General features: G+C 73.1%; 20 protein-coding genes. 6 read left to right on the forward strand and 14 right to left on the reverse strand.

Annotation, left to right across the window (positions count from 1 at the left end; genetic code table 11):
* Positions 1-44 precede the first annotated feature (44 nt).
* The 5 genes from sbnA to ACFYXC_RS04785 all read right to left on the reverse strand — a co-directional run bounded on the left by sbnA (position 45) and on the right by ACFYXC_RS04785 (position 8,222).
* Positions 45-1,031 carry a 2,3-diaminopropionate biosynthesis protein SbnA gene (gene sbnA, locus ACFYXC_RS04765; protein WP_389546939.1) on the reverse strand — a complete coding sequence of 329 codons (987 nt, stop codon included), beginning with the start codon at positions 1,029-1,031 and terminating at the stop codon, positions 45-47.
* Positions 1,032-1,101: 70 nt separating this feature from the next.
* Positions 1,102-2,184 (reverse strand): 2,3-diaminopropionate biosynthesis protein SbnB, encoded by a 1,083-nt coding sequence (sbnB, locus tag ACFYXC_RS04770; RefSeq protein WP_389546942.1) that lies wholly within the window; start codon positions 2,182-2,184, stop codon positions 1,102-1,104.
* Positions 2,181-3,215 (reverse strand): TauD/TfdA family dioxygenase, encoded by a 1,035-nt coding sequence (locus tag ACFYXC_RS04775; RefSeq protein ID WP_389546945.1) that lies wholly within the window; start codon positions 3,213-3,215, stop codon positions 2,181-2,183. Before ACFYXC_RS04775 ends, sbnB begins: the two co-directional genes overlap by 4 nt.
* Before the next feature lie 115 nt (positions 3,216-3,330).
* Positions 3,331-5,685, reverse strand: coding sequence for an amino acid adenylation domain-containing protein (locus ACFYXC_RS04780; protein WP_389546948.1), 2,355 nt, complete (start codon positions 5,683-5,685; stop codon positions 3,331-3,333).
* 41 nt (positions 5,686-5,726) lie between these two features.
* Positions 5,727-8,222 (reverse strand): Pls/PosA family non-ribosomal peptide synthetase, encoded by a 2,496-nt coding sequence (locus ACFYXC_RS04785; RefSeq protein WP_389546951.1) that lies wholly within the window; start codon positions 8,220-8,222, stop codon positions 5,727-5,729.
* Between the two features lie 823 nt (positions 8,223-9,045).
* Here ACFYXC_RS04785 and ACFYXC_RS04790 point away from each other — a divergent pair.
* On the forward strand, positions 9,046-10,209 hold the full coding sequence (locus tag ACFYXC_RS04790; RefSeq protein ID WP_388907913.1) for a YihY/virulence factor BrkB family protein: 1,164 nt from the start codon (positions 9,046-9,048) through the stop codon (positions 10,207-10,209).
* A gap of 60 nt (positions 10,210-10,269) precedes the next feature.
* Here the strand turns inward: ACFYXC_RS04790 and ACFYXC_RS04795 are convergent, their stop codons facing one another.
* Complete coding sequence (locus tag ACFYXC_RS04795) at positions 10,270-11,106, reverse strand: NAD(P)H-binding protein (RefSeq protein ID WP_389546955.1); 837 nt, start codon at positions 11,104-11,106, stop codon at positions 10,270-10,272.
* Between the two features lie 80 nt (positions 11,107-11,186).
* Between ACFYXC_RS04795 and ACFYXC_RS04800 the strand changes: the two genes are divergently transcribed.
* Positions 11,187-12,146, forward strand: a complete 960-nt coding sequence (locus ACFYXC_RS04800; protein ID WP_389546958.1) for a cupin domain-containing protein — start codon at positions 11,187-11,189, stop codon at positions 12,144-12,146.
* A 2-nt stretch (positions 12,147-12,148) separates the two neighbouring features.
* Positions 12,149-12,895, forward strand: coding sequence for a helix-turn-helix domain-containing protein (locus tag ACFYXC_RS04805; protein ID WP_389546961.1), 747 nt, complete (start codon positions 12,149-12,151; stop codon positions 12,893-12,895).
* Positions 12,896-12,949: 54 nt separating this feature from the next.
* On the opposite strand, the gene ACFYXC_RS04810 is transcribed toward ACFYXC_RS04805, so the two are convergent.
* Positions 12,950-13,360, reverse strand: a complete 411-nt coding sequence (locus tag ACFYXC_RS04810) for a VOC family protein (protein WP_388907905.1) — start codon at positions 13,358-13,360, stop codon at positions 12,950-12,952.
* An 88-nt stretch (positions 13,361-13,448) separates the two neighbouring features.
* Between ACFYXC_RS04810 and ACFYXC_RS04815 the strand changes: the two genes are divergently transcribed.
* The gene (locus tag ACFYXC_RS04815; protein WP_389546964.1) at positions 13,449-14,126 is read left to right on the forward strand and encodes a ThuA domain-containing protein; all 678 of its coding nucleotides are present in this window, start codon (positions 13,449-13,451) and stop codon (positions 14,124-14,126) included.
* Here the strand turns inward: ACFYXC_RS04815 and ACFYXC_RS04820 are convergent.
* The 3 genes from ACFYXC_RS04820 to thrS all read right to left on the reverse strand — a co-directional run bounded on the left by ACFYXC_RS04820 (position 14,095) and on the right by thrS (position 17,909).
* Complete coding sequence (locus tag ACFYXC_RS04820; RefSeq protein WP_388907901.1) at positions 14,095-15,168, reverse strand: LacI family DNA-binding transcriptional regulator; 1,074 nt, start codon at positions 15,166-15,168, stop codon at positions 14,095-14,097. The genes ACFYXC_RS04815 and ACFYXC_RS04820 overlap by 32 nt on opposite strands.
* A 433-nt stretch (positions 15,169-15,601) precedes the next feature.
* Complete coding sequence (gene mmuM, locus ACFYXC_RS04825) at positions 15,602-16,534, reverse strand: homocysteine S-methyltransferase (protein ID WP_389546967.1); 933 nt, start codon at positions 16,532-16,534, stop codon at positions 15,602-15,604.
* 28 nt (positions 16,535-16,562) lie between these two features.
* The gene (gene thrS, locus ACFYXC_RS04830) at positions 16,563-17,909 is read right to left on the reverse strand and encodes a threonine--tRNA ligase (RefSeq protein ID WP_389546971.1); all 1,347 of its coding nucleotides are present in this window, start codon (positions 17,907-17,909) and stop codon (positions 16,563-16,565) included.
* Positions 17,910-18,329: 420 nt separating this feature from the next.
* On the opposite strand from thrS, the gene ACFYXC_RS04835 reads away from it, so the two are divergent.
* Complete coding sequence (locus ACFYXC_RS04835) at positions 18,330-19,742, forward strand: RICIN domain-containing protein (protein WP_389546974.1); 1,413 nt, start codon at positions 18,330-18,332, stop codon at positions 19,740-19,742.
* Positions 19,743-19,850: 108 nt separating this feature from the next.
* Complete coding sequence (locus ACFYXC_RS04840; RefSeq protein ID WP_389548376.1) at positions 19,851-20,267, forward strand: NUDIX hydrolase; 417 nt, start codon at positions 19,851-19,853, stop codon at positions 20,265-20,267.
* Here the strand turns inward: ACFYXC_RS04840 and ACFYXC_RS04845 are convergent.
* The 4 genes from ACFYXC_RS04845 to ACFYXC_RS04860 form a co-directional block, all read right to left on the reverse strand.
* The gene (locus ACFYXC_RS04845; protein WP_389546977.1) at positions 20,254-20,979 is read right to left on the reverse strand and encodes a hypothetical protein; all 726 of its coding nucleotides are present in this window, start codon (positions 20,977-20,979) and stop codon (positions 20,254-20,256) included. The genes ACFYXC_RS04840 and ACFYXC_RS04845 overlap by 14 nt on opposite strands.
* 16 nt (positions 20,980-20,995) lie before the next feature.
* A complete protein-coding gene (locus tag ACFYXC_RS04850) occupies positions 20,996-22,369 on the reverse strand; it encodes a hypothetical protein (RefSeq protein WP_389546979.1) in 1,374 nt (457 codons plus the stop codon).
* A 108-nt stretch (positions 22,370-22,477) separates the two neighbouring features.
* Positions 22,478-23,353 carry a GNAT family N-acetyltransferase gene (locus tag ACFYXC_RS04855; protein WP_389546982.1) on the reverse strand — a complete coding sequence of 292 codons (876 nt, stop codon included), beginning with the start codon at positions 23,351-23,353 and terminating at the stop codon, positions 22,478-22,480.
* An 18-nt stretch (positions 23,354-23,371) separates the two neighbouring features.
* Positions 23,372-23,956 (reverse strand): TetR-like C-terminal domain-containing protein, encoded by a 585-nt coding sequence (locus ACFYXC_RS04860; protein WP_388907889.1) that lies wholly within the window; start codon positions 23,954-23,956, stop codon positions 23,372-23,374.
* Between the last annotated feature and the right edge of the window lie 298 nt (positions 23,957-24,254).

Raw genomic sequence — 24,254 nt, forward strand, 5'->3', positions numbered from 1 at the left:
ACCTCCCGCCGCACCCCCCCGTATGCCGGACCGCCGCCGTCCCGTCAGGCCGGACGGGAGAGCGCGGCCAGGTCCCCGGAGCCGAGCGTGTCCTCACTGCGCGGGCCCGCCGACCAGGCCGGGCTGTGGACGGTGTCGAGGTAGCGCTCGCCGAGGTCGGGGGCGATCGCCACCGACGTGAGGTCCCGCCGCCCGTGCAGGTCCATCCACGCGGACGCCCCGCTGACCACCGTGCCGGTGGAACCGCCGAACAGGAATCCCCGCGCGGCCAGCCGGCGGCAGACACGGACGGTGTCCGCCTCCTCCACGTGCACCACGTCGTCCACGTACGACTCGTCGAGCAGGGGCGGACGTACGCCCATGCCGAGCCCGGGGATCAGCCGGGGGCGGGCGGGCCCGCCGAAGGTCACCGAGCCGACGCTGTCCACCGCGACGATCCGCACCCGGCGCCGCCACTGCCAGAACCAGCGCGCGCAGCCCATCAGGGTGCCGGTCGTGCCGGCCCCCACGAACAGCACGTCCAGGTCCGGGAAGCGGCGGGCGATGGCCGGCGCCGTGGTGCGGTAGTGCGCCCGCCAGTTGCTCTCGTTGGCGTACTGGTTGGGCCAGACGTACCGGTCGTCCGAGGCGCACAGCGCCCGCACGTACGCGATCCGGGCGCCCAGGAAGCCGCCGTGCAGGGCGGGTTCGTCCACGACGTGGACCACGCTGCCCAGTGCCTCCATCATCCGCCGGGTCGCCGGGTTGCAGCGCGCGTCGGTCACGCACAGGAACCCGTAGCCACGGCTCGCGGCGAGCACGCTCAGCGCCACGCCCAGGTTCCCGGACGACGACTCGACCAGGACGGACCCCGGTCGCAGAGCGCCGCTGCGCTCGGCGGCGTCCACCATCTCGGTGGCCGCCTTCATCTTGATCGACCCGGCGAAATTGAACCCCTCGCACTTCAGGAAGAGCGGCAGCCCCAGCGTCGCCCGCAGGTCGACGTAGAGCTCGTCCTCGTTGAACTCCGAAGGATCGGATATGACAGGCATGATGTCCCCCCATTCATGCGGCCTTCGTGCGGCGCCGTGCCCACGTCCCGTGCGGCACGGCGCCCGCCGGTCAGCCGTGCCGGCGCAGTTCGTGGAAGAACCCGTCCACGACGTGCGGCTCGCCCCGCCGGGCCACCTCGTCGTGGACGAACTTGCCGACCGCGAGGTCCAGGACCCCGAGGCCGAAGGGCGAGAAGACCACCGTCCGGTCGGCCGGTGCGGTCACCCGCCCGGACAGCACGTCGTCCAGCGTGCCGTCGATGAAGTCCCGCCCGCCGCTGAGGCGTTCGGCCAGGTGCGCGGAGGTCTCCGCCTTCAGGCAGTGCTCGACGTCGTCCACGAAGTTGGCCGAGGCGAGCAGGATCTCGGGGGCGAGGTCGCGCAGCGAGACGTGCAGTACCAGCGGCGCGTGGCCGAACCAGCCGGCCTCGTGGACGTGCGGCTCGCCCGCGACGGTGGCGAAGACCACCAGGTCGCTGGAGCGGATCAGTGACTCGGCGCTGTCGTGCACCGAGATCCGCCCCTTGGCGCCCGACCGCTCCAGATAGCCGCGGAAACCGGTCGCGCTGTCCGCGGACAGGTCGAACACCCCGGTCTCCTCGAACGACCAGCCGGTGGCGGTCAGATGGGTGTGGATGTAGCGGGCGATCAGTCCGGTGCCGACGAAGCCTACGCGGACCGGCCGGGGGCGGCCGCGGCTGAGCCGGTCGGCGGCGAGCGCCGCGGAGGACGCCGTCCGGGTGGCGCTGATGATGGAGCTCTCCAGGCACGCGAACGGGTAGCCGGTGTCGTGGTCGTTGAGGATCAGCACCGCCGAGGCACGCGGCAGCCCGGCCGCCGTGTTCCCGGGGAAGCTGGAGATCCACTTCAGGCCGTCCACCCGTACGTCCCCGCCGACCGACGCCGGCAGCGCGATGATCCGCGACGACGGGCGGTCCGGGAAGCGCAGGAAGTACGACGGCGGGTTCACCGAGTCGCCCGCCCCGTGCAGCCGGTACACGCTCTCGACGAGGTCCCCGATCTCGGCCTCCCGCCCCTCCAGGACCTGCTGGACCTGGGTGCCGGAGACGACGGTGAACGCGGGAGCGGTGAGCGCCCCGGGTGCGGCCCCGGGTACGGGTGCGGGCTGTGCCGTTGCGTCCGTGCCGGTCATGCGGTCCTCGTTCCGGTTGCTGTCGTCGTCGCTGTCGGTGTCGTCGGCTGCGCAGCCGGGTCGGCCGGCCGGACCGGGTCGGCCAGCGCGGCGAGCACCTCGCGGGGCCCTTCGAAGGGCTCCCGGCTGTGCGCGGTGCGGATGTTGTCGACGAGCATCAGGTCACCGGAGCGCCACGGCTCGCGGAGGGTGTGTGCCTCGTACACCGCGTTGATCTCCCGGACCACGTCCTCGCCGATCGGGTCGCCGTTGCCGTGCCGGGTGTTGAAGGGCAGTCCGTCGGGTCCGTAGACGTCCACCAGGTACTCGCGCACCTCGGGGTCCATCGTCCATTCGTTGAGGAAGGCGATCTGGTTGAACCAGCAGGGCTGCCCCGTGACGGGGTGGCGGACCACCGCGGCGCGGCGCTGGCGGGTGTGCAGGGAGCCGTCGTCCCGCCAGGCGGTCTCGATCGCGTGGGCACGGCAGTAGCGCTCCACGGCGGCGCGGTCCCCGGTCCCGAAGGACTCGGTGAGCGTCGCCCCGATCTCGTCGTTGTACGTCCGGGTGAGCAGCCAGCCCTCCCGCGCGAAGCGCTCGGTGAGGGCGGCCGGCAGGGCGGCGAGCACGGCGGACGCGTCGGCGACCGCGGTGGCGCCGCCCCCGGCCGGCGCGTCCAGGCACGCGAACAGCATGAGAGCGGGGAACTCCAGCGCGTAGCTCAGCTCGTGGTGCATGCACATCTGCTGGTTGGGCGGCCACTTGGAGGAGGAGTACACGCCGTCGGCGTACGTCCGCCGCGGCGCGAAGGACTCCCGGTCGGGCATCAGGCCGTCGGCCAGCCGCCGGAAGACGTGCGCGGTCGTGTCCGGGTCGCTCAGCCCCAGGCCGCGGACCAGGACGCTGCCGTGCGCGGCGACCACGGCGCGCAGCGCGTCACGGTGGGTGGCCGCCCAGCCCGCCGCGTCCCCGACCGCGTCGGCGCGCAGGACCGGCGGGCGCCCGGGGCGCAGGTCGAGGTCGGGCAGCAGTGCCGGAGAGGAGGACGTCATCGTGTGGTTCCTTTCGGTCGTGCGCCGATCGGCTGGTACGCGGGTGTGCGGGCGGCCCCGCGTGGTGTGTCCACGGTCCGCTCCGGTGCCGGGCCGGACCGGCCGCCGGCCCGGTTCACGAGGCTTCCCGGCGGGTGTCGTCGAGCAGTTCCGCCAGGTCCGCGAGGACGGGGCGGCGGGTGACGTCCTTGAGGGTGACCGCCCGGTCGAGGGCGACCGCCAGCTTCACCGCCGCGAGCGAGGTGCCGCCGCGCTCGAAGAAGTGGTCCCGGCGGCCGATCCGGTCCGTGGGGAGGCCCAGCACCTCGGCCCAGGCCGCCGCCAGGCGCCGCTCGCCCGGGGTGGCCGGCGCGTGGCCCTCGGCGGCACCGGCCCCGTCGGCGGCGGTGCCCGCGGAGTCGAGGTCCCCGGCGAGGGCGGTCAGCGTCCTGCGGTCGGTCTTGCCGTTGGCGGTCAGCGGCAGGCCGTCGCGCCAGTGGACGGCCGAGGGGACCATGTAGGCGGGGAGCGAGGCGGCCAGCCGTTCCAGCACGGCCGCGGCGCCGGCCGGCCGGGGGCCGGCGCAGAACGCCACCAGCCGTGTGCCGCCCACGACCACCACGGCGCCGTCGTGCACACCGGGCACCCGCAGCAGGGCGTTCTCGATCTCGCCGATCTCGATGCGGAAGCCGCGGATCTTCACCTGGCTGTCCCGGCGGCCGAGGAACTCCAGCTTCCCGCCGGGCAGCCACCGGCCGTGGTCCCCGCTGCGGTAGAGCCGCTCGCCCGGCCGGTACGGGTCGTCCCGGAACGCCGCCTCCGTGCGCTCGGGGTCGTTGACGTACCCGCGGCCGACGCAGACCCCGGAGAAGACGATCTCGCCGGGCGCCCCCAGGGGTACGGGCGACAGGTGCTCGTCGACGACGTACACGCGGACGTTGGCGACCGGCGGGCCGAGCGGGACGCGGTCCTCGTCCGGGACGCGGGACATGACCTCGTGGTTGGTGTCGTCGGAGGTCTCGGTCAGCCCGTACGCGTTGACCAGCCGGATGTCCGGCTCGGCCGCGAACCAGCGCTGGACGAGTTCCTTCTTCACGGCCTCACCGGTGACCGACACACAGCGCAGGTGCGGCAGTTCGCGCGGCCGCTGCTCCAGCTCGGACAGCACGGCCTCCAGGTACGACGGGACGATCTGGAGCACGTCGACCCGGCCCTCGGCGACCGTGTCCACGAACCGCGGGACGTCCAGGATCACGTCCTGGGGGACCAGCAGGGTCCGGCCGCCGACCAGCAGTGCGGAGACCAGCTGCCACAGCGAGATGTCGAAGCACTGGGGCGCCGTCTGCGCGACGACCTGGCCCTCGCCGATGCCCAGGTCGTCGATCTTGGCGAGGACGTGGTTGAGGAAGCCCGCGTGCTCGCACATCGCGCCCTTGGGCTCGCCGGTGGAGCCGGAGGTGAAGTAGATGTACGCGAGCTGGTCCGCGGCGACCGGGACACCGAGGTCGCCGCCCGGGTGGTCCTCCGCGTAGGCGGTCTCGACGTGCAGGACGCGGGCGCCGGTGCCGGTCAGGTCCGGGGTGCCGGTGCCGCCGTGCTCGGTCAGGACGAGTTCGCATCCCGAGCGCCGCAGCGTCGCCTCGACGCGCCCGGCGGGGAAGTGCGGCTCGACGGGCAGGTACACGCCGCCCGCCTTGAGGACGCCGAGGACGGCGGCCAGCCAGTCCAGGTCGCGTTCCATGACGACGGCGACGACCCCTTCGGGGCGCAGTCCGCGGGCGAGCAGGGCCCGGCCGAGCCGGTTGGCCCGCGCGTTGAGCTCGCCGTACGTCCACTGCCGGTCGCCCCGTACCGCGGCGACGGCGTCCGGATGCGCCGCCGCGCGCTCCTCGAAGAGCTCGTGGACCCGGCGGTCCGGCAGTGCGCGGTGCGGTCCGGCCAGCCCGTCCAGCTGGAACCGGAGTTCGTCGCCGCCCAGCAGGGTGTGCCGGTCGTGCCCGGCGTCCGGATCGGCGGTGAGCAGGGCGAGCGCGGTCAGGTGGTAGCCGGCGATCCGGGCGGCCGCGTCGGCGTCGAGGACGTCGGTGCGGTGGCGCAGGCGCAGCGTGCGGTCCTCGACGCGCACGTGCAGCACGGTGTCCGCGGGGATGTCGCCGCCGTGCGGATCGAGCACGGCCTCGAAGGAGAGCGGTTCGCGGCCCGCCGCCCGCACCGCCGGCGTCCGGGCGGCCTCCCGTACCGCCAGGTCCGCCTGAGCGAGCAGGCCACGCCACGGGCCGGGGCCGACGGTCAGCCGCCGGCGCAGCGGCGCCGCGCCCTTCGCGGGGACATAGCCGGTGACGATCTCGCGCTCGCCGGACAGTGCCGCGAGCACCTTGGCATGGGCGGCCAGGAGCACGGACGGTTCCCCCGTCAGGCCGTCCGGCAGCGGTACCGCGTACTCCGCCGTCCCCGGGACCGGGTCGGGCGCCCACCTCGGAATGGTGTCCACTTCTTGTTCCCCCCTGTGTCTGCGTGTGTGCCGTGGTGCCGTCAGGCGCGCCGTGGTGCGACCGCCGGGTTCCCGCCCCAGTGCGCCCCCGGCGGTACCTCCTCGCCCTTCATGAGGAAGGAGTCGGCGGCGAGTACGGCGGCGTCCCCCATCGACGCGCCGTAGTGGACGAGCGCGCCGACGCCGAGCGTGACGCCGTCGCCGATCACGATGTGGTCGGACTTGAAGGTGCCGTCCTCCTGCGAGTGGGACTGGATCTTGCTCTGCGCGCCGAGGGTGCAGTCGTCCCCGACGGCGGTGAGCGTGCGCTCGGTGATGTAGGCGCCGTCGTCGAAGACCCGGCGGCCGATGCGGACCCCGAGAAGCCGCCAGACCACGTTCTTGAACGGGGTGCCGTTGAAGACGGCGAGGTGCCGGTCGGGGAGCTTCCACAGCCGCTCCTGCCGCCAGAACAGCGGGTCGTAGATCGAGTGCAGCCGGGGCTCCAGTGGACGGAACCGCAGGATGATCCGCTCCACCAGCACGTAGTAGCCGGTGGTGAACAGGAGTCCGGCGATCAGGGACGCCCCGAGCAGCAGGCCGCCGGCGGTGCCGTGCTCCCCGGACAGGTCGAAGGCGGCGAAGCCGAGGACCGTGAGCGCGAACATGTCGAACCACCGGATGAACAGGAACAGGCCCATGGTGCGCAGGTTGTGACGGTTCTTCGCGGCGAGGCGGCGGTGCAGCTCGTCGCCCTCCCGCAGGTGGTCGAAGCGGGTGTCGCGCTCCACGGTCCGCGGTATCTCGAAGGGCGGCGACCCCAGCAGGCCGACCCCTTCGCGGACCTCCCCGTCGAGCGGCACCATGACCTTCGTCGCGAGCAGGACGTTCTCGCCCGTGCGGCCGCCGACCGGGTAGGCGATGTGGTTGCCCAGGAAGCTGTTCGCGCCGATCGTCGCGCGCGAGACGCGGAACGACGTGGCGGAGAACTCGGCGTTCATGATCGAGAGGCCGTCGGCGACCATCGTGCCGCTGCCGACGGAGGCCAGGAACGGCGTCTCGTGCGCGACCGCCGTACCGAAGTTGGAGCCGGTCTGCCGGACGTGCGAGAGGTCGTACCCGAGAGCGCGCAGGTAGTGGACGATGTACGAGCTGTCCCCGCACAGCCAGGTGAAGAAATGGACGTTGGTCAGCCGCGCGACGGTGCGCTGCACCGAGTAGTGGAAGCCGTAGAGCGGGTAGACCCGGTCCGGCTCCAGGAACCGGGCGAGCAGCCGCGGGACGACGGTCACGAAGGCGAGGCCGACCACGACGGAGCCCGCGAAGAGCGCGAGCGACAGACCCAGTGCCTCGGCGTAGAACCGCCCCGACGTGAGGTGCAGCGCGTCCCGGTTCAGCAGCACGTCGAGCGAGGGCGCCACCGTGAGCAGCATGTACGCGCCGCCGACGAGCAGCGGCATGGTGACCAGCAGTGTCTGGAGCACGGTGGCCAGGCCGTAGCCCACCCGGCGCGCGGTGCCGCAGTCCGCCGGGGCGACCCGTAGGTGGTCCACGTCCGTGCGCTGGGCGGGGGAGCCGTGCCGGCGCTGCCCGGCCGGCACCGCGGCGCCGCCGTACAGCGCGGACGCGTGGCCGAGCTGGCTCCCGTCGCCCATGGTGGTGCCGATGTCGAGGACGGTGTTCTCCCCGACGAACACGCCCCGGCCCAGCGTGACCCGGCCGGTACGGATGTGCCCGGCGTGCGCCTGGTAGCACAGGAAGTGCGAGTCCTTGCGGATCACCGTGTCGTCGCCGACGCTGAACAGGTCGGTGCAGACCGGTACCGAGCGGGAGAGGATCGTGACGTTCCTGCCGATCCGCGCGCCGAGCGCCCGCAGGTAGAGCACGTAGAGCGGGTTGCCGGCGAACAGGACCATCGGGTTCACGTGCAGCAGCACCTTGACGGTCCAGAAGCGCAGATAGGCCAGGGTCCAGACCGGGAACTCGGTCTCCTTCCAGCGGCCGACCAGCACCCACTTGGCCACCACCGGCACCGTGCACAGGCCGACGAGGACGGCGCCCCCGAACGCGGCCGACCGCAGGTAGACGTCCACGACGCCGTCCCCGGCCGAGACCCAGCCGTATCCCTGGGCGGTGACGAGCCCGGAGAGCAGGCAGTACAGCGCGAACGTCAGGAACTGGAGCGCCCCGCACAGCACGTACCGTGCGCTGCTGCCGCGCGGGGGAGGCCCGGCCGGTTCCGGCGGTGGCGCGGGCGCCTCGGCCGGGACGCCGGCGAGCGCCGCCGCGAGACCGCGGATCGTCGGGTGTCCGTACACGTCGCGCATCGACACGGCCGGCAGGTCGGGGTGCTTCCTGACCCGGGCGCAGAAGTGCGCCATGACCAGGGAATTGGCGCCGAGGTCGTCGAAGAAATGGCTGTCGACGGGGACCCGCTCGACGCGTACGACCCCGGCGAGCACCTCCGCGAGGACACGTTCGGTCCCGTTCACCGGGTCGCGGGTGGTCGGCGGCAGCGCCGGAGCGACAGCCGTGACCTCACCGGGATTTCCCACCACTTGATCTCCTTGCTGGTGATTACTGCTACTTGTGGACTGTTCGGAGTGTTTGGCACCTCGAAGGGGAATACGAAGGATTCGCGCCCGCAGTTTCAATGTTCACCTGAATTGGTGACGAGCGTGGCGTGGGTGAACAAAGGCGATTCCTGTGTGACTCCGGTGTGCCGGGAGAAATGGTTGTTCCGCCCGGGAGAGCCGTTCCGCAAGGAGTTGTCGTGCAGGGGAAAGGAAGTGCCCATGGAAAGAGGGGGGCAGGAGAGGGAGAGGTGTTCGGGAAGTGTCGGAAGTGGCCGCGTGAAAGGGTGCGGGGCAGCACGGCGTGATCCGCGTGGTTCCCACGCGGATCACGGGTGAAGCGGCTGTGCAGGACCCCTTTTCAGGCCCTTCTGAGTCCCCCGTGTCGTGGTGCGACCGAGCCGTCCCCACGTGCTCGGTGATATGCAGTCCGAATTGTTTCGGGGTGCTCATGAACGGGTCAAGGGCGTTTCGGTCTATGGCGCTTTATCGCCGTTCGATGCTTCAACGGACGCATCCCTGAATGATCTCGTCCGCCCGTACGGCCGGGGAACTCACCCGGGGGCGGTGCATATGTCGTCTCCCCTTCCGCTTCTGCGGGGCACATCATTCGGCCACGGGGTCATGACAAAATACAGGTTCGATTTCCTTTGGCGATTGCCGCGGAATTGCTGCCGCTTTTCCGCGGTATCACGGAACCGGATCGGAGGCGTCCCGCCGCAGGTCCGCCGGCCCCGCCCCCACCGCACCGGCCCGGGCGGTGGCACCGAAGATGAGTGCGACCGGGCACGGCGGATACCTTTAGGGCGTGCAGCCAGCAAGTGAACCCCCTCAGAGGACGTCCGGCCGTCTCCACCGGGCGCGCGCCCTCTACCGGAACGTCTCCAAGCGCAGGACCGCCTGGCTGCTCCTCAAGGACACCGTGAACTCGTGCATCGAGTACCGGATCCTCGGACTCGCGGCGGAGGCCGCGTTCTTCACGCTGCTGTCCGTGCCGCCGCTGCTGCTCAGCATGATCGGCCTGCTCGGCTACGTCGACGACTGGACCGGCGCCGACACCATCGCCAGCCTGGAGCGAAGCCTCCTGGAGGCTTCCCGCACGGTCCTGACCGACAAGGGCGTCGCACAGATCGCCCAGCCGCTCCTGCACGACGTGATGGAGGGCGGGCGGCCCGACGTCATCTCCCTGGGTTTCCTGTTCGCCCTGTGGTCCGGCTCCCGAGCGGTCAACGTCTTCATCGACACCATCACCGTCATGTACGGCCTCGACGGGGTGCGTGGCATCGTCAGGACCCGGCTGATGGCCTTCCTGCTCTTCCTCGTGGCCCTGCTGATCGGCTCGGTCGCGCTGCCGCTGATGGTCGCGGGCCCGGACGCGGTGGTGAACGTCGTGCCGTGGTCGACGACCGTCGTCCAGGTGCTGTACTGGCCCGTCGTCATCATCCTGTCCATCGTCTTCCTGACCACCCTGTACCACGTGTCAGTTCCGGTGCGCTCGCCGTGGATCGAGGACGTGCCCGGCGCCCTCGTGGCGCTCACCATGTGGGTGCTGGGCAGCTTCCTGCTGCGCATCTACCTGACGAACACCGTCGAGGGACCCACGATCTACGGCTCGCTGGCCGCGCCCGTCGCCGTCCTCCTGTGGATCGGCGTCTCCGCCTTCGCCGTGCTGGTGGGCGCCGCCGTCAACGCCGCCATCGACCGCGTCTGGCCGGCCGCCGCCACCGCCGCCGCCCGCGCCGTCAACGAACGGCTGCGCGCCGAGCAGGCCGCCGACCTCGTGGCCCGCGCGGCCGCGGCCCGCGCCGCGCGGGCCGAACTCGACCCCGACGACCCCGACGACCCGGACATGCCCTCCGAGTTCCCCGAGCGCTGGTCCCGCTTCCTGCCCCCCGAGGACGTGACCTCACGGCTGCGCGCGCACGCCAAGAGCACCCCCAAGCACGGCGAGGAGACGCCCCCGCCGCAGTGACCGCGACGGGGGCGCCGGAGGGAACGGGAGCGCCGGACGCGCTCCGGGATCCCGGGTACGTCAGACCTTCCACACCCCGGCCGCCGCGTGCTCCGCGGCGAAGTCCGCGAAGTCGCGCGGCGCCCGCCCGAGAACCTGCCGCACCACGTCGGTGGTCCGCGCGCCCCGCCCGTCCAGCAGCCCGTCGAAGACCTCTTCCATGAACGCGACCTCCTCGGCCGGCAGCCCGAACCCGGCCAGGATCGCCCCGTACTCCTTCGTCGGCACCGGCACGTACCGGATCTCCCGGCCCGCCGCCGCGGAGATCTCCGCCACGGCCTTGCCGAAGGACAGCAGCCGCGCCCCCGTGATCTCCAGCGTCCGCCCCACGTACGAGGCGTCCGTCAGCGCCCGCACCACGACCTCCGCGAGATCCCGCGTGTCGATGAACGCCACCGGCACCTCGCCCGCCGGGAAGACGAACTCGCCGCCGCGCACGCCCTCCAGCAGCAGTCCCTCGCTGAAGTTCTGGAAGAACCAGTCGGCCTGCACCACGGTCCACTCGGCCCCCGACTCCCGCAGCGCCCGCTCGGTGGGCTCCGCCTGCCGCTCCCCGCGCGCCGACAGCAGCACCAGCCGGCGGACGCCGAGCTCCTGGGCCCGCCGGGCGAAGGCGGCGACGTTCCCGGCCGCGCCCGGCGCGCCGATGTCCGGCGCGTACGCCAGATACGCCGCGTCGGCTCCCCGCAGCGCCGCGTCCCACGTCGAGGAGTCGTACCAGTCGAAGCGCACCTCACCACCGCGTGAAGCGGCCCGTACCCGGAAGCCGGCCGCCTTCGCCGCCTCCGCCACCCGACGCCCCGTCTTCCCCGAGGCCCCCGTCACCAACAGCGTCCCGTTCCGCGTGTTCTGCGTCATGCGCCCAGTCAACGGCCGCCGTCCGCACGGGAACATCGCCGAGCCTCTCGTTCCCATAAGAGCGCGTCTACTCTGGGGCCATGGACGCACTCGCCGGACTTCTGGAGGGTCCACGCGCACGCGGCGCCTTCATGATCCGGGCGTGCTTCGAACCGCCCTGGTCCATCCGGATCGAGGACCGCGCCCCCCTCACCGTGATGCTGATGATCCGCGGCGAGTCCTGGCTCACGCCCCACACCGGAGCGCCCGTGCGGCTGCGGGCCGGCGATCTCGCCATCGCGCGCGGCCCCGACCCGTACACCTGCGCCGACGACCCCGCGACACCGCCGGGCGCGGTGATCCTGCCGGGCCAGGTGTGCACGTACCCGGACGGGCGCCCGATGCGGGGCACCATGGACCTCGGGGTCCGCAGCTGGGGACAGCGGCTCGACGGTTCCATGGTGATGCTGATCGGTACGTACCCGGCGCGGGGCGAGGTCGGCGCGCGCCTCCTCGACGCCCTGCCGCCGGTGCTGACACTGACCCCCGAGGTGTGGGAGTGCCCGCTCACCCCGCTGCTCACCGAGGAGATCGTGCGCGACGAGCCCGGCCAGGAGGTCGTCCTCGACCGGCTGCTCGACCTGCTGGTCATCGCCGCGCTGCGGGCCTGGTTCGCCCGCCCGGAGGCCGCGGCCCCCGCCTGGTACCGGGCACTCGCCGACCCCGTCGTCGGCCGTGCGCTGCGGCTCCTCCAGGACGATCCGGCGCACCCCTGGACGGTCGCCTCCCTCGCCGCGAAGACCGGCGTCTCGCGGGCCGCGCTCGCCCGCCGCTTCGCCGCACTCGTCGGCGACCCCCCGATGACGTACCTGACCGGCTGGCGCCTCGCCCTCGCCGCGGACCGCCTGCGCGACACCGGGGACACCCTGGAGGCGATCGCCCGCCAGGTCGGCTACGGCAGCGCGTTCGCCCTGTCCGGCGCCTTCAAGCGGGTCTACGGGGTCAGCCCGCAGGAACACCGGACGGGAGCGGCGCGGCCGTCGGCGGGCGTAGCCTTCTGAGCGTGGCCGAGCCGTACACCGGGACGTCGCCGGCGCCGTACCGGGAACGGGCGTCGCGGCTCACCGGCGCCGTCGTGTGGACCCGCACCGCCGTGCCCGGGGAGACCGCCCCGGTGCTGCCCGACGGGTGCATGGACCTGCTGTGGTCCGAGGGCCGGCTGTTCGTCGCGGGCCCCGACACCCGCGCGTACGTGAGCGACGGCCACGGTGGCTCAGGGCCCGGCCCCGGCGGTGGCCCGGTGCGGTACGCGGGCGTCCGGTTCTTCCCCGGCACCGCCCCCTCCTACCTCGGCGTACCCGCCCAAGAACTGCGCGACCGGCGCGTCGACCTCGCCGACCTGTGGGGCGGGGCCGCGGCACGGCGGCTGACCGAGCGGGTGGACGCGGCGGACGATCCCGCCGCGGCGCTCGAAGCGGTGGCCGTACGGCGGGCCGCCGACGCCGAGCCGCCCGATCCGCGGCTCGGAGCCGTCGTCGCGGCCCTCGGAGCGGGGCGCGCCGTCACCGCCACGGCCGACGAGGTGGGGTGGAGCGCGCGGCAGTTGCACCGGCGGGCGCTGGACGCGTTCGGATACGGACCCAAGACCCTCGCGCGGATTCTCCGGCTCCAGCGGGCGCTGTCACTGGCACGGGACGGCGTGCCCGCGGCCGAGGTGGCCGCGGTGACGGGGTACGCGGACCAGGCGCACCTGGCGCGGGAGGTACGGGAGTTGGCGGGAGCGCCGCTCGGGGTGCTGCTCCACCGCTGAGGGACCCCAGGGGCCTCGGTGAACCGCGCGGGCCCCCCACGACGACCCGCAGCGTCACACGCCGTCGAGGCGGGCGAAGAGGTCGACCCCGTTCCCGTCGGGGTCATGGACCACGGCGTACCGCATGCCCCAGGGCGCGTCGAACGGCTTGAGTTCCCCCTCGTGCCCGGCGGCCAGGAGGCTCTCGTACGTGGCGTCCACCTCGGCGGGGCCGTCGCAGAGGAAGGCCAGGCCGACCCGGCCCCCGCCCGACGGCGGCTGCCAGCCGGGGTGGAACGAACGGACGGTGTCCTCCGTGTCGAGCGCGAGACGCAGTCCGCCGGGCAGTTCCGCCTCGACGTGCGGCGCGCTCTCGGCGTCCGCCGGGAACTCCAGACCGAGCCGACGGTAGAAGGCGAGCGAGGCGGCCATGTCGGAGACGACGAGACCGATGAGATCGAAGCGTGGTGTCTTTCGCGAAGTCATGGGACCACCGTAGGAACGGCGGGGGCGCGGGTCTTGAAGGAATCGGACCCGGGGCGACGGACCGGCCCGCGCACTACAGTCGGGCCCCATGGCAGCTCAGCACCCCGGACCCCGCCTCCTCGTCTACACCCGCACCACGGACTACCGCCACGACTCGATCCCCGACGGCGTCGCCGCCCTCCGGTCCCTCGGTGCCGCGCACGGCTTCACCGTCCACGCGACGGAGGACCCCGGCTGCTTCGACGCCCCCCTCGGCCCGTACGCGGCCGTCGTCTTCCTCTCCACCAGCGGTGACGTCCTCACCCCCGCGGGCCGGGAGCACCTCGCCGCGTACGTCGACGGCGGTGGCGGCTTCGTCGGGGTGCACGCGGCCGCCTGCACGGAGTACGACTGGCCCTACTACGGCGAGCTGCTCGGGGCCCGCTTCGCCCGCCACCCCGCGTACCAGCCGGGCCGGGCGGTGGTGGAGGACAGGGACCATCCGGCCACCCGGCACCTGCCCGCCGTCTGGGAGTTCACGGACGAGTGGTACGACTTCCGCACCAGCCCGCGGGGTTCGGTCCGCGTGCTCGTCTCGGCCGACGAGACCTCGTACGACGGAGGCGGGATGGGCGAGGACCACCCGCTCGTCTGGTGCCACCGACAGGGCGCGGGCCGCGCCTTCTACACCGCCCTGGGCCACGCCCCGGAAGCCTACGAGGACCCCGGCTTCCGCGCCCACCTGCTGGGCGCGATCACCTGGGCGGCCGGCGGCCGGGGGCGTTGACGTCCGGCCGGAGCCGGCACGCCGCGGTACTCGCCCGCACGACCAGCCGCGTCGACAGCTCGGTCCGCGTCCCCTCGGGCTCCTCGCCGGCCATCATCCGCACCAGCAGGCGCAGCGCGACCGCGGCCATCTCGGACAGCGGCTGGCGGACGGTCGTCAGGGCCGGTGAGGCCCAGTGGGCCTCGGGCAGATCGTCGAAGCCGACCAGGCTCACCCCGTCCGGTACGGGCACCCCCCGTTCGGCGAGCGCCCGGTACGCGCCGAGCGCCATCCGGTCCGAGCAGACGAAGACGGCGGTGGGCGGCTCCGGCAGATCGAGCAGCTCCAGCATCCTGCGATGCGCGGAGAGGTCGTCGAAACCAGCGTGGCGCAGGTACTCGGGCCGATGGCGCAGCCCGGCCGCCGCGAGCGCCGAACGGTAGCCGGCGACGCGTGCGTTGCTGCACATCGTGCGGCGGTGGCCCGCGACGACGGCGATGCGTTCGTGGCCGAGCCGGAGCAGGTGCTCGGTGGCGCTCACCCCGCCCTGCCAGTTGGCCGCGCCGACCGACACGGCCCCCGGCGGTGGTTCGAGCACCGGGTCGATCAGCACGAACGGGACGCGGTGCTGCTCCAGCCAGGCGTACTCGGACGCGGTCAGCTCGGCGAGGTGGAACAGCACCCCGGAGGAACCGCGGGTGGAGAGCTTGTCCAGCCAGCCGCGCACCGGGCGGCCGCCGCGGGTCCTGGTCGACCCCGCCGAGACCACCACCTCCAGGCCCGCGTCGTGCGCCGCCTCCGCGACCCCGCGCAGGATCGCGCCCGACCAGGGGCTCTCCAGCGAGTGCACGACGAGATCGACCAGGCCCGGCGGCTTCAGCGCGTCGAAGCGGGGTCTGCGCACGTAGCCCAGCCGGTCGAGGGCCTCCGTGACCCGGCGACGGGTCTCCGGCGCCACGTCCTCGCGGCCGTTGACCACCTTCGACGCCGTCGGCACGGACACTCCCGCCTCGCGGGCGACGACCGCGAGGGTCGGCCCCGCCGCGCTCCCGGTACGCACCATGGAGCCCACCTCTCCGGCCCCGTCCCGAGGGCCCGCGAAAGTTTCGGATAGAAAGCGCTTCCTACAGTAAGGCCGCCCGAACTCGCCGCGGTAGAGCGGGTACGGGGCTGCCGGGCAGGGGGGTTCTGTGATGCGCCGGGAGCGGCCGCTTCCGGCCGCCCGCCCCGCCGGAGCCCTGGGAACGGTGCCGGCCTGCGCTTGTCGTCTGCGGGCCGCTGGTGGCTGGCCGCGCAGTTCCCCGCGCCCCTGAGGGGGCGCACCGTGCCGCGGCGAGCAGGGGGAACGCCCCCTCGGGGGCGCGGAGAACTGCGCGCTCGGCCACGGGCGGCCCGCAGGGTTGCGACGGCGGGGCGCCCTCTCAGGGGCGCGGGGAACTGCGCGACAAGCCACCAGCGGCCCGCGCGGTGGCGACGGCGGTCACCCCCCTCCTCCCTCACCCGCGCGGCGCGCCGCCCAGGGTGGCCGCGATCCGGCTGATGGCCTGCGGCCCCACGCGGCAGCAGCCCCCGATCAGCCGTGCCCCCGCCCCCGCCCAGTCACCGACCTGCTCCGCCGCGAAGGTGGAGCGGCCGCTCCACGCGCGAGCCCCCGCGTCCCAGGTCTCCCCGCTGTTCGGGTAGACGACGACCGGCTTGCCGGTGACCCGCGCGGCGACGGCCACCGCCGCCGTCACGTCCTGCGGCGCACAGCAGTTGACGCCGACCGCGAGGACCTCCTCGGCGTCGGCGGCCACCGCGAAGGCTTCCTCCAGCGGCTGCCCGGCCCGCGTCCGCCCCCCGGCGACGCTGTACGACAGCCACGCCGGTACGCCGAGCCCGCGCACAGCCCTGAGCAGCGCCCGCGCCTCCTCGGCGTCCGGCACGGTCTCTAGGGCCAGGACGTCGGGCCGCGCCGCGGCCAGCACCTCCAGACGGGGCCGGTGGAAGCGCTCCAGCTCGTCCACGCCGAGCCCGTACCGCCCCCGGTACTCGGAGCCGTCCGCGAGCATCGCCCCGTACGGGCCCACCGACGCCGCCACCCACAGCGGCCGCCGCACACCCCCCGCCGCCCGCCGGGCCGCCTCCCGGGCGAGTCCGACGCTCAGCCCGAGGAGCCCGGCCGCACGCTCCGCGGAGAGGCCGCGCCGGCCGAAGCCCTCGAAGGTCGCCTGGTAACTGGCGGTGGTCGCCACGTCCGCCCCGGCCTCGAAGTAGGCGAGGTGCGCCTCGGTGACCGCCTCCGGCTGTTCCACGAGCAGCCGCGCCGACCACAGCTCGTCGCTCAGGTCGTGCCCGGCCGACCTGAGCTGGTTGGACAGACCACCGTCGAGAACGACCGTCCCGGCGGCGAGTGCTCCGGCGAACGAGGTGCTCCTGTCGCTCTTCATGCGACGACGCTAGTCGAAGGGGCGCGCCCTACGACGCGGTGTCCTCCCACAGCGCGGCGCTGTGCGCGTCGGTCAGGGCCGCGATCCGGCCGAGGGCGTCCTCGGCCGGCAGCGGCCCCACCCGGCGTCCGTCGCGCAGTCGCAGGGCGACCAGGTCCCCGGCGGCCTCCCGCCCGCCGATCACCGCCTGGTAGGGGACCAGGCGGGACTCCCGGACACGGGCGCCCAGGGTGCCGCGTTCGGGCCCGGCGACCTCGGCCCGGAGCCGGCGTTCGGCGCAGCGCCGGGCCAGTGCCTCGGCGTTCGGGAGTTCCGCCGCCGAGACCGGCAGGACCATCAGCTGGGTCGGCGCGAGCCAGCCCGGGAAGGCGCCGCCGTGCTGTTCCAGGAGGAGGGCGACGGCCCGCTCGACACTGCCGATGATGCTGCGGTGCACCATGACCGGCCGGTGTCTGGCGCCGTCCGCGCCGACGTAGTGCAGACCGAACCGTTCGGGCTGGTGGAAGTCGATCTGCACGGTGGACAGGGTGGACTCCCGCCCCGCGCCGTCGGCCACCTGCACGTCGATCTTGGGCCCGTAGAACGCGGCTTCGCCCTCCGCCGACTCGTACGGGAGCCCCGAGCGGTCCAGGACCTCGGTCAGGAGGGCGGTGGAGCGTTCCCACAGTTCGGGCGCGGCGACGTACTTGCCGCCCGGGCCCGGCAGCGAGAGCCGGTGGCGGGCCGGGGTGATGCCGAGCGCCTCGTACGCCCGGCGGATCATCTCCAGCGCCGCGCCCGCCTCCCGGGCCACCTGGTCCAGGGTGCAGAAGATGTGCGCGTCGTTCAGCTGGATCGCGCGCACGCGGGTGAGTCCGCCGAGCACACCCGACAGCTCGGAGCGGTACATGCCGCCCAACTCGGCCATCCGCAACGGCAGTTCGCGGTAGCTGCGCGACCGGGAGCGGTAGATCACGGCATGGTGCGGACACAGGCTGGGCCGCAGCACGACCTGTTCCGCGCCGAGGTCCATCGGCGGGAACATGTCCTCGCTGTAGTGCGACCAGTGGCCCGAGATCTCGTAGAGCTCCCGCTTGCCCAGCACGGGCGAGTACACGTGCCGGTAGCCCGCGCGCCGTTCCTCGGCGCGGATGTACTCCTCCAGGGTGTGCCGCACGGTCGCGCCGTCGGGCAGCCAGTACGGCAGCCCCGCACCGATCAGGGGATCGGTGTCGAACAGGCCCAGCTCACGGCCCAGCCTGCGGTGGTCGTGACGGTGACCGGGACCCTCGGCGTGGTCGGCGTGGTCGGCGTGGTCGGCGTGGTCGGCGGTGCGGATGGCGCGTTCGCTGTGACTGTGGCTGTCGTTGTTGCTGTCGATGTCGCTGTTCGGCACGGCGGTCTCCTCGCGGACGGGAAGGGCCGGGCGAGTGACCGCGTACGCCGAAGCCCCGGGACACTCACCCCGGGGCTTCGGACTGGCTCATCGGTCAGCGCGCCGGGACACTCTCCGGCGTCGTCGTCGCATGCGGCTCGGCGCGCTTCATGACGGGGACCGTAGCAACGGGGCCGGAGAGCCCGCACGGGGTTTTCCCGCCCGGCCCGCCCGGCCCGCCCGGCCCGCCCGGCCCGCCCGGCCCGCCCGGCCCGTCCTCGCCGTCCCCGCCGTTCGCACCGGTTCGTTCCCGACCCGTTGACCTGTCCGTGACACGCCCTTACCTTTTCGGCGTTCGGGGTGACAGATGTTGTGCGATATGCCGAACGCTTCTGTTGGCTTTTGTTCCCCCACCCGCGACCCCCAAGGAGCGTGTCCGAGATGAGACGCCTGTACGCGGTGATCCTCGCCCTCTGCCTGGCCCTGGCCGGCGCACTCGCCACCGCGGGTCCGGCCCAGGCCGCGCCCCAGACCGTCACCAACGGCACCCAGTTCACGGCGACCGGCGGCGGCCCGGTGCACGCCCACGGCGGCGGGATCGTCAAGTCCGGCGCGTACTACTACTGGTTCGGCGAGAACCGGAACCCCGACAACACCTTCCGGTCCGTGGACGCCTACCGTTCCACGGACCTGAAGAACTGGGAGTTCCGCAACCACGTCCTGACCGAGGCGAGCCACCCCGAACTGGGCACCGCGAACATCGAGCGGCCCAAGGTCATGTACAACGCGTCCACCGGCACGTTCGTGATGTGGATGCACAAGGAGAACGGCGTCGACTACGGCGAGGCCCGCGCCGCGGTCGCCGTGTCCGACACCGTGGACGGCGACTACACCTGGCAGGGCAGCTTCCGGCCGCTGGGCACGCACATGTCCCGCGACATCACGGTGTTCGTCGACACGGACGGCGCCGGGTACATGGTCTCGGCCGCCCGCGAGAACTACGACCTGCACATCTACCGCCTGACGGCCGACTACACCGGTGTCGCCGGCCTGGTCGCCGACCCCTGGCACGGCGGTCACCGCGAGGCACCGGCGCTCTTCAAGCGGGGCGGTGTCTACTTCATGCTGACGTCGGGCGCGACCGGCTGGAACCCCAACCAGCAGCAGTACGCCACGGCGACGTCCGTCGCGGGCCCCTGGACGGCGATGAAGAACGTCGGCGACGCGACGGCGTACGGCTCGCAGACCGCCTACGTCCTGCCCGTGCAGGGGAGTTCGGGCACCTCCTACCTCTACCTGGGCGACCGCTGGGGCAACTCCTTCGGCGGCACGGTCAACGACTCCCGTTACGTCTGGCTGCCGCTGACCTTCCCGACCTCGACCACGCTGTCCATGACCTGGTCACCGGAGGCCACCGTCGACACGGCCGCCGGGACCGTCTCCGGGACGAGCGCCACCTACAACTCGCTGATCGCCCGCCACTCCTCCAAGTGCGCCGACGTGACCGGTCAGTCGCTGTGGGCCGGTGCCCAGATCAAGCAGTACACCTGCAACGGTGGTGCCAACCAGAAGTACTGGTTCAAGCCGCTCGGCGGCGGCTACCACCAACTGGCGGTCCGCGGCAGCTCCCTGTGCCTGCGGGAGAACGCCGACACCGTCACCCAGGAGAACTGCGACGCCTCGGCGACCGCCCAGCAGTGGTCGCTCACCACGACCGGCTCCTACGTGACCCTGAAGTCCCGCGCGAGCGGCGAATGCCTGGACGTGAACGGCGCGTCCACCGCCGACTCGGCCGCGGTCATCACGTACGCCTGCAACGGCGCGGCCAACCAGCAGTGGACGAGATCCGCCTGAGCCGCACGACGCCACCCGCTCCCCCCACGGGGGGCGGGCTGGTAGCGTTGATGCTTTCGTGGGTATGAGGCTCCGTGTACTCTCCGACCGGTGAGGGACCCAGGAATCATGGACATCCCCGGCAGCAAGCGACTGGCCGCGGCCGTCGTGCTCAGCAAGGGCCGCGTCCTGCTGGTGCGCCGCAGTGAGACGGAGCGGTTCCTGCCCCGGGTGTGGGGCGTGCCCTGCGGGAAGCTGGAGCCCGGCGAACAGCCCGAGGACGGCGTGCTGCGGGAGCTCAAGGAGGAGACCGGGCTTCTCGGCGAGGTCGTCCGCAAGGTCGGCGAATCGTCGTTCATGAGTGAGTACCACGGACGCGAGATCACGAACTGGCAGGAGAACTTCCTGGTCAGGCCGCTCTCCCGGCACATCACCCTTCCCGAGCCGGACCAGGCCCACCGCTGGCTGCGTCCGGCCGAACTGCACACCGTCGACATCGACGAGTACAACCTGGACATCGTGCGCCAGGCCCTCACGAACGTCTGAGCAGCTCCGCCAGCGCGTCGAGTTCGCTCAAGTAGTCCTCCACCCCGAGCGGCACCTTCGGTACGGCCCCCGGGTGGGGCCCCGCCCCCGTGAACACGTCGGTGTGCCGCCGCCGTCCGTTCCCCGTCTCCAGGAAGAGCGTCACCGTCGGCTCCGCCGTGTCGCACCACGCCCGGTGCAGGGTGCGCGCGGGCAGGGCGTAGGTGCTGCCCGCCGCGTACTCCGCGACCTGGGTGAGATGCAGCCGGGCGGGTCCCGTCGGTTCGAGCAGCCAGTCGGCCGAACCGTCCGCCAGGGACTCCTGGTACCGGTCCGCCTCGATACCGCCGTCACCGCGGGGCGCGTACAGCTCCATCGCCAGCCGCCCCCGTACCACGCAGGACGCGAGGGGGGAGCGGTGGTTGTGGATGTCCTCCTTGCCGGCCGCGCCCCGCCCCGGATGCCACAGGTGGGCGCGCAGCATGTGGTGCGGGCCGCCGTCGACGAGGAGGAGCTTGTCGAAGCCGAGGACATGCCGGTACGAGAGCCGGGCGCAGCCCTCCGGATCCCCCTCACCGGAGGCGAGTTCGGCTATCAGCTCCAACAGGCGCTCGGGGGCGCCCAGTTCGGCCACGACCGAGCGGGCCGCCGACAGCTGTTCGTGCTCGGGCCGTACGCCGTCCAGTGTCTCGGCCAGTAACCGCCGTGCCGCCGGCACCTGTCGGCCACCCATGCGTGTTCCTCCCGGCTCAGCCACTCGGTTGCCGCAACGACGGCTGGTACATCCATACGGCATGCGCCCGCAGCGCCGAAAGACCCTGATAGGTCATCCACATGGGGCGGCGCAGCTCACTGGTGTCGTCCCGCATCCAGGTCCATATGCCGTCCGTCTGCCCGGCCCACACGGCGCTCGCCGCGCCGTCCAGCAGTTCGTGCCAGGTCTCCTCCACGCCGTCCTCGCGTGCGAGGTCGCGGGCGCCGGGGGTGAGGAGGGCGCGGACGATCCAGGACGCCGTGAAGTGCCGGACGTTCAGCACCTCGTGGCGGGACGGGTCGTCGGTGCGCGGCCTGCGGACCTCCTCGCGGAGGTTGGCCAGGTCGAGACAGGTGTCGTGCGGGGCGTCCGGGCAGGCCAGCAGCCAGCGCACACCGTCCTCGCGGGCCGCACGCGCGTTGCCGCTCTCGCCGCCCAGGACACGGGCCGCGCGGTCGAGCGCGACCACCGCCTGGGCGGTGTGCAGGGGCGACGGCGGGCCGTGGAACGGCGCGAGCCGGTATCCCCAGCAGCGGCGGTGCTCACGGCGCGGGTCGGTGACCGCGCCCCCGACGAGATGGTCGCGCAGCAGGGGCAGCGCGGCCGAGTCGGGAGCGGCGCGCAGCAGACCGCGCAGCACGGTCGTCACGACATGCGTCAACTCCCGTCCTGTCCGGTCCAGTTCCTGGGTGAAGCCGGCCTCGCAGAGCGCCACCTCCGCGGCGAGCCGCTCCCGTGACGCCCCTGCCCGGGCCAGCGCGCCCAGTACGTGGGCGGTCACCTCCGGGCGGGCCTGGGAGCCCTGCGAGCGCGCCGACCAGCCGCCGTCCGGCAGACGCAGCCGCCACAGGGTGTCCACCAGGTCGCCCGCGCCGATCCGTCCTTCCGGCATCCCCAGGTCGAGCATGATGTGCAGGCCGTACGCGGTGCCGACGGAGGTGGGCCGGCCGGGGCCGCTCTCACCGAGGGAGTGCGACCAGCCGGTGAGCCGCCCGCGTACGGGGTCGTCGACCACGCAGATCTGCTCGGCGAGGGTGCGGTACGCGGCCGAGAAGAGATCGGGGAGCGGCCCGGGACCCGAGGGGTCCGCGCCCGCGGCCGGTGACCGCCCTGTGCCGGCCGGAGGGACGGCGGCGTGCCGGGCCCGGAGCAGCGCCGCCGAGAGCCAGGCCGCGAGGGCCGTCCCGAGCCCGCTCACCACGGCGATGGTGTAGCGCGCGGACTGGCCGCCGATGGTGTCCGGCAGGACGCCCACCAGGGACTGGAACACCGCGTAGCCCGCGGCGGCGGAACCGAATCCGCCCAGCCACCGCACGAGGCGTGCGGGACGTGGCCCGTGCGGGACGTGCGGCTCGGGATCAGGTCTCAACGGACTCCGCCTAAGCTGCTGTTGGGACATGGCCCGCTCCCTCCCCCCAAGGGCGGCACGTGGCACCGGCGAAGCTTCCAGTCTAAGTGGTACGCGGGACGTGTGGGGTTACGGGGCCTGCGGAAAGTCGTACACGGCGACGTCGGTGATCCGGACGTACCCGAGGCGCCGGTAGAGGGCGTTGCTGGTGGGGTTGGCCGGGTCCGTGTACAGGACGACGTCGGTCGCGCCCGCCGCCAGCGCCGCCCGGCTCACCTCCACCGTCACGGCGGCGGCGTACCCGCGCCCTCTCAGGTGGGAGGGGGTGTAGACGGGGTCGACCCGGACCATGCCGCCGACCATCGAGGTCGAGCCGGCCAGGGAGACCGGTGTGCCGTCCGGGGTCTCCCAGAACGTGAAGTGCTTGTCGGCGAAGCGGGTGTCCGCCCAGGACCCCGCGTCGATGGCGGCTGTGGAGACGTCCTCCCCGACCGCGACGCAGAACTCCCGGCACCAGCGGATGGTCTGCTCGTCGTCGTACGCCTCCACCACGCGGCCCCGTCCCTCCGGGAAGGGCTCCGGAGGGGTGAGCGTGCCCAGGCGGTAGAGATGCAGCCCCTGCCGGAACACCGGCACCGCGCCCGTGTGCCGCTGCCAGGCTTCAGCGAAGGCGGTGGCGGTGTCGTGGTCAGCGGTGACGCCGGTGAGGGGGCGGCCGGCGTCGGCCAGGAGGGCGGCGAGGGTGTCCGCCTGCTCGGGAGTCAGGGCGGTCGGGCCCAGCCGGCGGGTCTGCAGACAGGAGAAGACGGCCTGCACCTCGCCCCCGGACTCCAGCCGGCCGAAGAGCGCGGCCTCGCCGCCGTCCCCGTCGGCCGCGCGGGTCCGGAGCTTCTCGAACGTGGTCAGCGACGTGGTGTGCAGGGCGGGACGCGAGCGCAGGAACTCCCCGGCGCGGTCGAGGACGTCGTGCGGGTCTTCGGTGAGGTGCCAGCCGTCGGATCGCATGGGGCATCGTCCTCCATCTCAGTGGGGCGGTCGCTTCTCGTGCGGCCAGTGGGTCAGGGTGATGTGGAGGGCGGCGATCGCCTGGTCCCACGAGGTGCGTACGTCCCTCGACGCGGCGAAGGCGCCCGCGGCCTCCAGGGCGCAGTAGCCGTGGAACGTGCTGCGCAGCAGGCGGACCGCGTCGGTCAGGTCGGGCTCCGCCAGACCGTACGCGCGCAGCATCCCGTACGTGACCTCGGCCGTCCGCGCGAAGGCCGGGGACGTGGCCGCGAGGTCCTGGTCGATACGGAGCTGGGTGGACGCGTACCGGCCGGGGTGCTCCAGGGCGTACGCACGGTAGGCGTCGGCGAAGGCGGCCAGCGCGTCCTGGCCGGCGCGTCCGGCCACGGCCTCGGCGATCCGGTCGATCATCTCGCCGCCCGCGAGGAACGCGATCCGGGTCCGCAGGTCGTGCAGGTTCCTGACGTGCGAGTACAGGCTCGCGTCCTTCACCCCGAACCGCCGGGCCAGCGCGGACAGCGACACGTTCTCGAAGCCCACCTCGTCCGCGAGGTCGGCGGCGGCCGCGACGACCCGGTCGGTCGTGAGCCCGGCACGGGCCATGATCCGCGATCCCTTCCCTGCGCGTCCCCAGGGCGCCTGGGCGACACCTCGGAGAGGGTAACGAGCCCGCGGGGCGAGGGTGTCGCTGGGGGTGCCTCCGGCACCGGAGCGAACACGGCGAGCGGGAAGGCGCGGCGGGCGGAAGTCAACTAGGGTGCTGTACAACGTAGTTGAGGCGGCGTTGTCGGCAGGGGCGAGCCGCCGTGCCGGAGTCGCCCGATGATCACCCCCGTGTCGTCCACCGTTCATGTTTCGCATCGAGTCTCCATAGCGCGCGACCGCACCGGCGGCGCCGGAC

Origin of the sequence: Streptomyces sp. NPDC002701, assembly GCF_042889045.1 — a bacterium.
Classification (GTDB): Bacteria; Actinomycetota; Actinomycetes; order Streptomycetales; family Streptomycetaceae; genus Streptomyces.